We start from the raw sequence: 11,678 nt of genomic DNA, 5'->3' as shown, positions 1-11,678 counted from the left end.
TTCCCATTCACGCGGAGGAATCTGAAATGCAGAGTTCAAAACCTGGAATCCCAGTCCGGCCCCTAAAAGACTCAGCCCGAGCAAAGGCGAAATGGGACCCCGTTGTTAAGGTGACCCATTGGTCAATCGTTCTTGCTGTCATCGGGAATGCAATTTTCACGGAAGAGGGTTCGGGGCCGCACGTCTGGGTGGGATACGCCCTCGCAACCGTTTTGGCGTTTAGACTGCTCTGGGGTTTCGTTGGACCCAAAGAGGCACGGTTCACAGCGTTCCCACCGAGTCCGCGTAAAGCGCTTGCCCATATCCCGGAGATTAGAGCCGGACACAATGAAATCCATCCATCGCACAATCCGTTAGGTGCATTGATGGTCTACGCTATTTGGGGAACGCTTAGCATCATCATAGCGACCGGCATTGGCATGGCTGGTCTGCCCTCCACGAAATGGATTAGCGAGGCTCCGTCCCACGCCGTTGGTCGGGGCACAGATGACAGGGACAGCGTCTTACTCAAAGGTTCTGAGCGGAAAGAGATAGGCGATGACGCAGAGGACGAGCCCTTGAAGGAAGTGCACGAGTCAGCGGTAAATTTGCTGTACGTTCTGATTGCCCTCCACCTTGCCGGAGTTGTTTTCGAAACGAGGAGGAGTGGGAAGTATATCCTTACAGCGATGCTTCCCGGCCGAGCACAATAGGATGGAGGTGATGCTGCAACGTGGCGATGGCGGCTCGGCTTTCCGATTAGTCGATGATTGAAGTGCTGGCCTACAGAACGGCTTGGACCGCAAGATCGGTGGCAGCTTCATGCTTTGCCTGTACAGCCTTCCGTTCGGAATAGCGGTTGACGAGCTGGCCGGCGTGCGGGCGGGTCAGGATCGTGAACCGCACCAGTTCCTCCATCACGTCGACGATGCGGTCATAATAGCTCGACGGCTTCATGCGGCCGGCCTCGTCGAATTCCTTGAACGCCATCGCCACGCTCGACTGGTTGGGGATCGTGATCATGCGCATCCAGCGGCCAAGCAGGCGCAGCGTGTTGACCGCGTTGAACGACTGCGAGCCGCCCGACACCTGCATGACCGCGAGCGTGCGACCCTGGGTCGGCCGCATGCCGCCGAACTCCAGCGGCGGATGGTCGATCTGCGCCTTCATGATGCCGGTGATCTGGCCGTGCCGCTCGGGGCTGCACCAAACCATGCCTTCGGACCAGAGCGCGTGCTGGCGCAGCTCATGGACCGCCGGATGATCGTCACCCTTCACCTGATCTGGGAGCGGCAGGTCGCTGGGATCGAATATCCGCACCTCCGCGCCGAAGAGGATCAGCAGTCGTGCCGCTTCCTCAGCCGCGAGCCGGCTGAACGAGCGTTCGCGCAGCGACCCGTACAGCAGCAGGATGCGAGGCGGCGGCTGATCGTCGCCCATGCCGGCGGCGGGCCGGGTGATCGCGATGCCGCGATCGAGTGCTGGCAGATGGTCGGCGTCGGGTACGTCACGAAGGCGCGTCATCCAAGATCCTTGACGAGATAGGTCGCGCGCGGACCGCACAGCGACGTGAACTGCGCGGTCGCTGCGATGAAGGCCGGCGCGGCGTCGCGATCGGCATCGGTGTAACCAAGCCTGCGAAAGAACTCCCCGGTGCCGCTGGTCAGGAGGTGCAGCCGCTCGACCGCGCCATCAGCAACGCCTTCAAGGCGTTCGACCAGCATCCGGCCATATCCTTTGCCGCGCCGGGTCGGCAGCACGACCAGCGAGCGGAGCAGCCGGTCGGTGCCGCTACCTTCCAGGCCGATGAACCCGATCAGCTCTTCATCGTCGGACAGGCTGAAGAACATCTGGTCGGGACCGCCGAGATCGTCGGTCGGGAGCTGCGCGGCGCCGAGCGCGAGCCGCAGGACATCATCGGCGTGGCGAGCCTCCGAGAAATATACCTGCGTCATGCCGCCGCTCCCGCTTCATACCAGGGACGGGTCCGCTTGACGATCGCCCAGCCACAAATGGAACTGGCGCAGGAGGATGCGACTTCGCGCAGTCATGCGAAGTGGCGAACCCGGCAAAACCAGGCAGCGATTATCATGATGGTAATCCTCGGCAGGCCTGGCAGCCGCAAGAGCGCGCATTGAGCCAAGCCAAATCGGACGCAGGTGCATGACAGCGAAGGAGGCGGACGCGATACACGCACCCGTCCCCTCAGCCCCTCATGCGACGACGAACGATCAGATTGCCGGAAGCCCCCTCAGGGGTGGACGCAGATAGGGTGGCGCTGTCGAAGCTCGCAGCACCAGAGGGCGCGTGCCGAGCGCCAGCACGAACAGAATCGCAGCCGCCAACAGAATTGGGTCCGCAGCAGCGAGGGACGGCGCCGACAAGCCTGAGAAGGCGCAAGGCTGTTCTGCCTTGCCCTGATGACCGTCGCTACCGGATTTCCCATGTTCAAGGCCGGGGATCGTAATGACCATCGTCATCGGCCCGGTACCCGAGCAAATGCTGACCACGATCCGCCCGTTCGAAACGGTTGGCATGAACCCCGCCGGCATGACGATCTTCATCATCAGCGCGAGTACAAGCACCGCGCAGGCAAGGGGCCGATTGGCAAGGACAAGATTGCGAAGTCGATGCACCGATTGCGCTCTTAGCTACGAGACGCGCTTCTGTCATGTGCCATTGATGGTGAGACAATCTGCCCATTTTTAAGCGTTGGCCGCTTTTGGGGAACCCGGCCGTTCGCGTTCCCGCTCATAAAAGGCAATTTCTGGTCGACTGCTGCCGGAAGCTCGTGGGACATTCCCGCCGTTCCAGAGCGGCCCTTGGAACCACCGGGCTTATCACAAGCTGACTTACAGCGTTCGCCGGGCGGGTTTCCCCATTCAGACAGAACAAGGGTTGGTAGCCGTCAGCGACACGTGCAGATCGATCGAAGCGAATTAGGTTTTGGACGGATGCTCCCTTTGTCGTGCGCCAGCTCACATCAGGAGATAACAGGTTTCATCCACCAACTTAGACCGGGTGGGGAAGGCAGAGATTGATGGCGGCGATTACGAGAAAAAGTCCCGATGCGAGCGCAGTGCTCAATGCGGTATCGAGTGAGGTGCTGCAGGCGTTTTTCGACGCCAAAGAGCAGTTTTTCTACTATCGGCAGTTCAACAACCCATCGCGGCGGCGGGACTTCGCGCCATCGTTCATCAGCACGATCGAGCGGTTTTTAGTAGAGTCCGCAGGGGCGCTCGACGCAATTTACGAACTCTATGTCCGGCCGCGTACGAAACCTGCACGCGGTTCATCGCCGCTCGCGCTCCTGAAAAGCGACTGGCCCCGGTTTTCTGAGTTTTTTGATGCAAAGGCGATTGCGGATTTGGCTGCGGCAAAAGCCGCTTACCGCAGGGCTGCGATACTTCTGCACCCAGATACCGGCGGCAATGCCGCTGACATGGTCGCCCTGAATGCTGCATTTGCGGACGTCCTCGATATTCTAATGCTTAGCGAGACAGAAGCAACGCTCCAGCCCGACGGGTGCACCGACCGCTCAGACCAGGACGGAACTCGCGGGGGATCGAGCTTCGCCTGCGGTCCGGTGAGCCCAGGATTCTGGCCTGGATCGGTTCTTCAATATCCACGTTCTGCGCACGAATTTGGAATCCTTCTACGAACTGAGGCGCTTCTCGCTGCGGCCGACATTTTCGATGAGGATCGACACGCGGGCCTTGCACTGGGGCTGAGGTTCAATCCCGCCTGGGCGGTCGATGCGGACGCGATCTGGGAAGCTTTCGACAAAGCGAACGCCTGCGAGCGTCTTGCCGATATCATTCGTATCGCGGTCGAGGCGACGAAGGACGCGGCGCTTCCCCATGGGCTGCAAGGGTTGGCGGCGTTGGGGCATGTCTGGATTGAGGCGGCGATAAAAGCTTGGATTGAGCATGGGCGACTTGCGGCGCGAGACAGTGCATCGGCCAAGAAGGTGCAGGCCCTTGAAGAGCAAGCGATTGCGGAGGGCCGCTACCCCTTCATAGATGAATGGCGAGAAACGCGGCTGCGTGCCCTGTCAGACAAGCTCGACCAGCCAGGAAGCCGGGCCGATGACAGGTTCCAGCTCAACCATACCCTCCAGGCGGAGAACGCCTTCAGACGGCAATTGATCACCGCTACCCGCTACAAGACGGCGGTGGAGAGGCTGGATGGAAAACGCAACGCGCTGGCAGTTGCCGCTGCGGGCATTGTAGATCTCGCGGCCAGTTCTGGCTTCATGCCGCTCGAGCATGATCCCGCTGAAGCCAAAAAGGCGGTCTCTGTGCGTTTTGTACCCGAGAGCATAGCCGGATCTGCGTTTGGAAATTGGATGCTCGACTCCAAGCAAGCCTGCCGTGCTTATGGCGAGGCCTATTATCGATCCGATACGGTCGACGGAAAACTCAAGTTCGTCCGCCAACGCCTGTGGATCATGCTCAGTTCGCTCGTCGCCAATCCTGATCGTTGGGACGCCGACCGGATCGGTGCTGCAGCGCGCGAAGTTGCGCTGCTGGAAAAGGCGGCGCGCGCTGGACGCGAGGGGCAAGCGGGCAACCACGCGGCAGACCTCCATAGCTTCCTGACCGCGTTGATCGGCGAAACGGAGATAGATCGCGGTGCTAGGTTGCGGTTGCTCGGCCGTTTTGCGCGGGAGGACTTCCGCGACGCCTTGCCTGTTGGCGTCGATCCTGCTCACGAAAGCATTCGGGCGCGCGGTCGCAGCAGTGATGGCTCGCCGTTGAGCCGCGTCATTCCGGCACCCGAATATTATCGCGCGGCGATGCGTCCGATCGGTGACCTCAAGACATTCAGTGCGGGAAAAGCATGGTCTGACCCTGATGCGGATGCTCGGCGGGACGGGGTCAGCTATTATTATGACCATATGCAGAAGTTATCGAACCGCATGTTCAAAGCGGTGGAAGCCGAGCCGGCCGTCAAGAAGATCGCCAAGCTTGGACCTCTTATTCGACAGGCTATCGACCAAGACGTGCCCCTGAACGCAGCCGGCGAATGGCAACTTGGCTATTATATGAACAAGCTAACCGGCGCGATGGTTCGTTCGCGGCAGTTCGCCGAGGCGGCGACTGCTCTGGCCGAGTATTTCGCGTTGCCAGATGCCTACCGCACACGGTCCGCCGCATCGGACGAAAAGGTGTTGCGCGCACGCCTGGTTCGCTGTCAGCGCGACGCGGTCGATCGCTGATCGGTCGGACGCCGACGAGTTGCTATTTGCAGACTCTATCAAACGCGGCGAAGCTGAGGGCAATGACATGGCAGTAGTTCGGGGGATTTTCATTCGCTGGCGCTGATGAAGGTGCCGCCAAAAGGTGGGCTGCTGCGAGTCGGCAGCCCGTGAGGCTGGGACGGCGGCTCTTGCCAGTTCCGGACGTTCGCGTCGGAACCAGCGAACGGCGGCATCTGGTCGGCAGCCGACACCGAGTGAGCGTCAGCTATCTCAGAAACCCAACTCGGAACCGGACGGTCGCCTACCGGCCAGAAATGGCCATTCAAGCTAATCTGATGACTGATTTTGCTCTCAGTTCCTCATGGGCGTCGATGATATATCGGGCATAATGCTTCTCGATCATCGCCACGCTTGTGTCATGTGCGGCGGCGACCATACGGATAGGTTGTCCGGCTACAAGACCGCGCACAATCGATGAATGCCGAAGCGCATAAGGCACACATCTTTCAATGCCGCATCTCTTCACTATTGCATTCCAGTTTCGGAGCATTTCCGACGGAGTTTTCCACGGGCCACGATCTACGCGCTCCCAAGCGAACTGGCTCACCTGCCTTAATCGCCACCGTTCAAGTAGCGTCGCAGTTGAAGGGCGACCTTCGATGATGGGACGGAGTGCATCGAGAATGTCATTTCCTAATGGCACAGCCGTAAATTCCACCGACTTGGTAGTAGAGCCTTTGTGGGACACTGGCACCAGCACACGGGCTTTATCGAGTTGTACATCGCGTACAAGGATCCGAGTCAATTGACTGAAACGTGCGCCGGTGGCGGCGAGAAGCAGCACTAGGAAGTAAAAATCACGTCCTTCGCTGTCCTCCTTTGCCGTCGAAATTAGCTTGCGGATATCATCGTCGGAAAGAATTTGATTTTCGCGTTGATCGGTATTGCGAGGAGCCGGGTCTGCATTCGCGGCGAGCCCATTTTTCACAATGAGACTGGCACGAGATTCAGGGGCTTCATGTAAACGGATCGCGCGATTCAGCGCGGCCTTGAAATCATTAACAATCCGGGCTCGAGCGGTCGACTTTAAGCTTGCAGCAAGCCCCTTTTTCCATTTTACGAGGGCGGCGGCCGTCACCTTGCCAAGAGGCAATTCGCACAAATCCTTACAGTTGAGGACATGACTTGTAAGTTTGTAGTGAGCATCACTTTTGGTGGGGAGTCCCTTGCGCAGGCTGTCGCGTTCATTCCGCTCTTCAATATACTCGTGAACCGCTTGTCCGACAGTGACCACCTCCACGAGGGTATCTTGCGATGGCCTGTTACGATATTCAGATACCAGCTCTCGAGCCGCCTTGCTGGCAGCCTGAAAATCGAGGTTGCCGGCAGCAATGGTATCGTCTGCAACCCCGAGCGGAGCCTGCTTGTACTTACCCGCTGAGAGATACCATCTCACAAGCCATTTTCCGCCGCGCTTCCCGCGACGGTAGCCAAGATGAACGTTTGCATCGAGACCGCGCCAGTAGGTGCCTTCAGGTAGAGACTGGCGCGCACTTCGTGAACTGAGTTGAGTTTCCTGGAGATTCTTGCTCATAAAACCATCAAATAACCGTCAAATATCCGCTCTGGCACGTGGTGGGACATCAATGGATTGTTTCACCCAATGTCTTGATAAATATATAGAATTTATGGGGTTCTTTTCAACTAAGCGCGCTGATTTTGCGCCCTTTCACGGCTGAAACACGGGTTCGATTCCCGTAGGGGTCACCATCTTCACAGTAAGGTGGTGCATCGCTCTGAGAGCGAACCTGTCCCTGTCAGGGACCATCCAGCAGCAGATATTCTCGATCGGTTCACGCACCGGCATCTGGGTTCCACGTGCGGCGCGCCCTCTTGTGGTTTATGGCCGAACCGCATGGATATCGCGAAAAAAAAGGCCCGAAGCCATATGAAGCTCCGGGCCAAGAAAAGGTTGCCCCACCGGGGCCTCCTTCGGGTCGCGCTGATTCCCTAGGGAAATCTCCTCGGCATGGCCGTGATGCAGATCACATATTTTCCGAGAATCATGCTGCCCTCCTGTTCATCCGGAGCGCATAGGCTATGCCGGTAACGGAACGATCGATCGTCACCGAGGAGTGGAGGATTGCAGGTCGAGGAACAGGTCGAGGTGCTGGCAGCGGTTTTCCGATGTGATCGGAAGGCGGCAGAGCTGCTGCGCCGCGTGCTGGTTCCGCAGCAGGTCGGCGCCAAGCAGATATTGGCCCGGCAAGGGGAGGCGTCGCACCATTGCTGGCTGATCGTCGACGGGTGCGTGGCGGTGCAGACCTTTGGCATCGATGGCCAGCGCCAGCAATTGGCGCGTCATGGGCCGGGGGAGTTTTTCGGCGCCTACCCAGCGCCCACGACGCACCGGGCCGAGATAGAGGTGCTGGTCGAAAGCCGCCTGTTGCGCGCGGAGGCACAATCGCTGGCCGCGCTGGTGGCGGGTGATGCGCAGATCGGCGCGGGCATGGCCTGGCTGCTGGCGCGCCAGCTCGATCGGGCGCTGGATAGAATGGCGACCCGGTCCACCTATAGCGCGGCCGGGCGGGTCTATAGCGAATTGCTCGCGCTGGCCGATGGTCGCGATCATATCGTGCCCGCGCCGCAGGTCACCACCCTGGCGCTGAGCGCGAATACGACCCGCGAGACCGCGTCCCGCGCGATCGCCGTGCTGATCCGGCGCGGCATCGTCAGTCGGGAAGATGGTCAGATGCAGATCCATGCGCCGCGCATGCTGGCGGACATGGTCGTCTGAAGGCGCGCGCCGTCAACTGGACGGCGGATAATAATGGCCGACCGGGCAATCGCCCTGGCGGGTCATCACTTCGCCGGCAATCTCGAACCGATAGCCGGGGCCTTGCAGTGACATGGCGGCGGCCTGTGGCCAGGGCATGCAGATGCTGCCGGCCGGTGCGGCTGGCGCCAGGAGCAACGCCAGGCATTCCTCGCCATCGATCGGATCATTTGGCATGACCGTTTGATATTCCAGCGCCAGCCCATGGTCCGGCCAGTCCCTCAGGATCAGGCTGGCCTGGAGCATGGCGGTGGCCATATCGTCGAATGCCTGGAAATGCAGGCCATTGGCGCTTTCGCGCATGGCTGGCGCGAGGCGTGTCGTCGATGCCAGCACAGCCTTGTTGGCGGCCATGGGCAGCGCATCGCCAGAGGGAGGCATTGATTGTTCGAGGATGATCTTGCGCACGGGCAATGTGCGTGACTGCCACAGCCGATAGGCGGGGGCAGGCTGATCCGAGGCGCGACCGACATGCAGCGCGATGGCCTGTGTCGCAAAGGCGTCGGCACGGCGCAGCGCCAGTCCCATGGAGATCTCGCACCCCTTGTCGATCGCCGCGTTGGACAGGCTGGTGATGGCGTCGGGCGCTTCCAGGCTGTCGGCCATGTCGATCAGGCGATCGAAGCGGGCGAGCCAATGGTCACCGAACCGGCCGACCGAGCTTTGCCGAAAGACGTCGAGACTTGTCGGCAGGACGATATGCAACTGGATGCCTCGGAAAAGGGCGCATTCGGCGATCAGGATATCGGCCCCGGCGGCGAGCGCCCCGAAGGCGGCGCCCGGCGCAATCTGGTCGAGCGCCGCCTCGATCTTGGTGCGGGCTTCCTCCTCATTGTCCGGCAGGCCGATGATGCCGCTGAAATAGAGGCTGGGTGGCGGGCGCAGCGGATCGAGGATTGCGGTCGAGCGCCCCTGCCTGGTCAATATCTCGTGGAATTGCCGCAGGGTTGCGGCATGATCTTCCCAGGCATCCGGCGCGGCCGTCATGGCCTGTGTCAGGGCGGCCTGGGCTGCGGCCTCGTCACCCAGCAGCAGATGGGCTTCGGCCGCTGTCGCCGCCAGCCAGTAGCGCGTCTCCTGCACATGATCGCCGCTGTCGAGCAGTGCCAGAACCTGGCGGGCGAGGTCGGCCGCGTCGGCGGGGCGATCATTCAGAAAGGCGAGGGTGGCGGCATTGATGAGCGGATAGGTGGCGCGGCAGTCGCTGGCCGCCTGGAGATAGGCCTGTCGCGCCTCGTCCAGCAGCGCGGCGCGTTCGGCGCCCTCGCTGCGCAGCGCCTGATCCTTGAGCAGCCGGCCCTTGAGGGTCAGCGCATCGCTGTCGCGTGACGGCAGCAGGCCCGCCGCGCCGAACATCGTCCAGGCGCGAACGGTGTCGCCGCTGCGTGCGACCCTGCGGATCTGCGCAAGGATCGGAAGGATCATGTCGCCACCACCCCGTTGCTGCGCTCAGTCTTCCTTGGGCGGTGGATTCTTGATGTCGGGATCGATCGACAGCGGGATCCATTTGGGTTCGGTGGCACTGGGATTTTGCAGCAGGTCGATATTGATATTGAAGCCGTGCCGCGTGCCATATTTGCCGCCCTGGTTGTAGCGTGCCTGGAACCGGACGGTCTTGTAGCGGTCCTGATCGGCGCGATAATCATCATAGATCAAGCCGCCGTAAAAGGAAGAGAGCGGCTCCTCGGTCGTGATGGCGTCGTAATTTTTCGAGAAGAACAGCTGATCGCCGATCAGGTTGATTTCCACGATCGAATTTTCGGTGATGGCGATATAGTCATGGTCGGTGACGCCGGGCTGTTCATAGCGCAGCGAAACCCAGCCCTTCTCACCCCTTAGCGCGACGTTGAACTGCAGCGGCGCGACGCCATCTTCCAGTTCGACCTCGATCAATGGCGCCAGGCCATATTGGGTATAATTCAGCGTCGACATTTTATTTGCTCCCCTTCGTCAATGGTTTGGCCAGCTTGCCCTGCCAGACCTGCCAGTCCTTGTTCGCCGGATCGCGCGCCACCAGGTCGGCGACGTCGGCGCGGGCTTCGGCGCGGAGCGCCTTGGCGCGATCGGTTTCACCCAGATCATAGAGCAGGTTCGACATGGAATAGCGTGCCAGCATCCAGTCCTGCAGATAGCCGGCATTTTTCGGATCACGCCGGAGCAGCGACCGCAGGATCGCGTCCTGCTTTTCTCGCTGCACCAGTGCCGCCCGGTCATCCCCCTGCAGGCGCAGCGCGTCCGCCATCCAGGCATGGCGATTGGCGAGGTCGGCGGCGATCGCCGGATCGCCGGGCACCAGGCGCTGGACCCGCATCATGGTGTCGAGCGCGCCCTTGCAGCTTTGCAATGTTCTGTCGGGATTCTTCCTGGCGAGGGCGATGGTGCAGATATTGCCCTGCGCATAGCCCAGTTCCCGCCAATAGGCGTCGTTCGCCGGTCGTAACTGCACCAGCCTTTCGGCCAGCGCCTGATAGGATTGGAAGCGTGTCAGGGCGGCGTCGTTCCGATCGCGGATAAAATCGACATAGCCGAGCCAGAATTCGCTCTGGGCATGGGCGAACAGGCGTTGCGGATCGTTCGGTGCGGCGGCCAGCAGGGTTGAAGTGACGCGATAGGCCTCGCGGAACTGGGCGATGGCCTCTGGCGTGTCGCCGCGCTTGAAATCATCCTCGCCCATGGCCTGCAGGATACGGGCGCGCCGTTCGAGCGAATCGCTCGGCAATGTCTCCAGGTCGGGCTGGTCGGCATAATAAGCGAGCGCACGCTTGTTCACCGTCTGCAGCACGTCGAGCCGGCCAACGCCCTCCAGCTTTTCCCGCAGATCGGTCAGCATGAATTCGATCAGTCCCTCTGCCTGCTGGCGCTGGCTTTCTGCCTCGCTCCTTGCCCGCGCGACAAAGACCAGCATCGCCGCCATCAATAGGACAAGAAAAAGCGCAACAAATGTGACGGCTATCACGCGGCGCAACTGGCGCTGGGCGTCGCGCTGGATGATCTGGTCGAGCGGTACGCCGGTCAGGCCGGCGACGATCTTCAACCGGGCCAGTTTGGGGCCGTCGCTGTCGGCGCGGAAATCGGCGGCGATCGGTTCACGCTCTATGCCATCGGCGTCGCGCGCGATCAGCGCGGCGGGAAAGCTGTCGACCGGCTCACCCGCGACCAGCGCGGCGATGATCGGCCGGTCGGGATGAAGTTCGCGAAACAGCGCGATTTCCGCATTGACCCAGCGCGAGGCCTTCGCCGCTGGCGAGCATAGCACCAGCAGGGCGTCCGACTGGGACAGGGCCAGGCGCACCTGTTCGTCGAGGCTGGAAGCGGCCGGCAATTCGGCGCGATCGCGAAAGATCGGGGTCAGCCGGCGCGGGACCGCCGCCCGGCCGGCCTGTATGCCGACCAGGCGCCTGGGCATCCGGTAGGTTTCCAGCCAATGATGCAGCTTTCCCGCCGCGCGCTCGTCGGCATGGCTGTAGCTCAGAAAAGCACGATATTGGCGCGCGCCGACCGTGGCAGGCGCCTCCTTGACCTTGTTCATGCGCGACCCGCACTCACTCCATTGTCCCCCACCTGTCATTGTCGGCCTGAGCCCGGTCGGCGATACATGGTCGCCATCTTGTCGGACCCCGCCGCAATCTCCTTGGGTGTGCCAGAAAAACATGATTCATC

The 11,678-nt window shown here is 61.1% G+C and carries 11 protein-coding genes; 4 read left to right on the top strand and 7 right to left on the bottom strand.

Annotated elements, in window-relative coordinates; genetic code table 11:
- The first annotated feature begins 26 nt into the window (after positions 1-26).
- On the top strand, positions 27-692 hold the full coding sequence (locus ACI6S0_RS15715) for a cytochrome b/b6 domain-containing protein (RefSeq protein ID WP_036530300.1): 666 nt from the start codon (positions 27-29) through the stop codon (positions 690-692).
- A 70-nt stretch (positions 693-762) separates the two neighbouring features.
- On the opposite strand, the gene arsH is transcribed toward ACI6S0_RS15715, so the two are convergent.
- Together arsH and ACI6S0_RS15705 are read right to left on the bottom strand one after the other, a co-directional pair.
- Positions 763-1,503 (bottom strand): arsenical resistance protein ArsH, encoded by a 741-nt coding sequence (gene arsH, locus ACI6S0_RS15710; RefSeq protein WP_036530299.1) that lies wholly within the window; start codon positions 1,501-1,503, stop codon positions 763-765.
- On the bottom strand, positions 1,500-1,934 hold the full coding sequence (locus ACI6S0_RS15705; protein WP_010338401.1) for a GNAT family N-acetyltransferase: 435 nt from the start codon (positions 1,932-1,934) through the stop codon (positions 1,500-1,502). Before ACI6S0_RS15705 ends, arsH begins: the two co-directional genes overlap by 4 nt.
- A 36-nt stretch (positions 1,935-1,970) precedes the next feature.
- On the opposite strand from ACI6S0_RS15705, the gene ACI6S0_RS15700 reads away from it, so the two are divergent.
- On the top strand, positions 1,971-2,117 hold the full coding sequence (locus tag ACI6S0_RS15700) for a hypothetical protein (RefSeq protein ID WP_155276474.1): 147 nt from the start codon (positions 1,971-1,973) through the stop codon (positions 2,115-2,117).
- Positions 2,118-2,210: 93 nt separating this feature from the next.
- Here ACI6S0_RS15700 and ACI6S0_RS15695 read toward each other — a convergent pair whose 3' ends face one another.
- The gene (locus ACI6S0_RS15695) at positions 2,211-2,615 is read right to left on the bottom strand and encodes a hypothetical protein (RefSeq protein ID WP_036530295.1); all 405 of its coding nucleotides are present in this window, start codon (positions 2,613-2,615) and stop codon (positions 2,211-2,213) included.
- Positions 2,616-3,019: 404 nt separating this feature from the next.
- On the opposite strand from ACI6S0_RS15695, the gene ACI6S0_RS15690 reads away from it, so the two are divergent.
- On the top strand, positions 3,020-5,200 hold the full coding sequence (locus ACI6S0_RS15690; RefSeq protein WP_434403657.1) for a hypothetical protein: 2,181 nt from the start codon (positions 3,020-3,022) through the stop codon (positions 5,198-5,200).
- 304 nt (positions 5,201-5,504) lie between these two features.
- Here the strand turns inward: ACI6S0_RS15690 and ACI6S0_RS15685 are convergent, their stop codons facing one another.
- Complete coding sequence (locus ACI6S0_RS15685; RefSeq protein ID WP_037513984.1) at positions 5,505-6,776, bottom strand: tyrosine-type recombinase/integrase; 1,272 nt, start codon at positions 6,774-6,776, stop codon at positions 5,505-5,507.
- Positions 6,777-7,325: 549 nt separating this feature from the next.
- On the opposite strand from ACI6S0_RS15685, the gene ACI6S0_RS15680 reads away from it, so the two are divergent.
- On the top strand, positions 7,326-7,979 hold the full coding sequence (locus tag ACI6S0_RS15680) for a Crp/Fnr family transcriptional regulator (protein WP_004208652.1): 654 nt from the start codon (positions 7,326-7,328) through the stop codon (positions 7,977-7,979).
- 12 nt (positions 7,980-7,991) lie between these two features.
- Here ACI6S0_RS15680 and ACI6S0_RS15675 read toward each other — a convergent pair whose 3' ends face one another.
- From ACI6S0_RS15675 to ACI6S0_RS15665, 3 genes are read right to left on the bottom strand one after another with little or no spacing between them, the layout of a single operon-like run.
- A complete protein-coding gene (locus tag ACI6S0_RS15675; protein ID WP_434403655.1) occupies positions 7,992-9,443 on the bottom strand; it encodes a TRAFs-binding domain-containing protein in 1,452 nt (483 codons plus the stop codon).
- 24 nt (positions 9,444-9,467) lie between these two features.
- Positions 9,468-9,950, bottom strand: a complete 483-nt coding sequence (locus tag ACI6S0_RS15670) for a nucleotide synthetase (protein ID WP_434403654.1) — start codon at positions 9,948-9,950, stop codon at positions 9,468-9,470.
- A 1-nt stretch (position 9,951) separates the two neighbouring features.
- A complete protein-coding gene (locus ACI6S0_RS15665) occupies positions 9,952-11,547 on the bottom strand; it encodes a TIR domain-containing protein (RefSeq protein WP_434403653.1) in 1,596 nt (531 codons plus the stop codon).
- Positions 11,548-11,678 lie beyond the last annotated feature (131 nt).

This window comes from Sphingobium sp. DN12, assembly GCF_051058005.1.
Classification (GTDB): Bacteria; Pseudomonadota; Alphaproteobacteria; order Sphingomonadales; family Sphingomonadaceae; genus Sphingobium; species Sphingobium yanoikuyae.
This window is presented reverse-complemented; position numbering and strand designations above follow the sequence as displayed.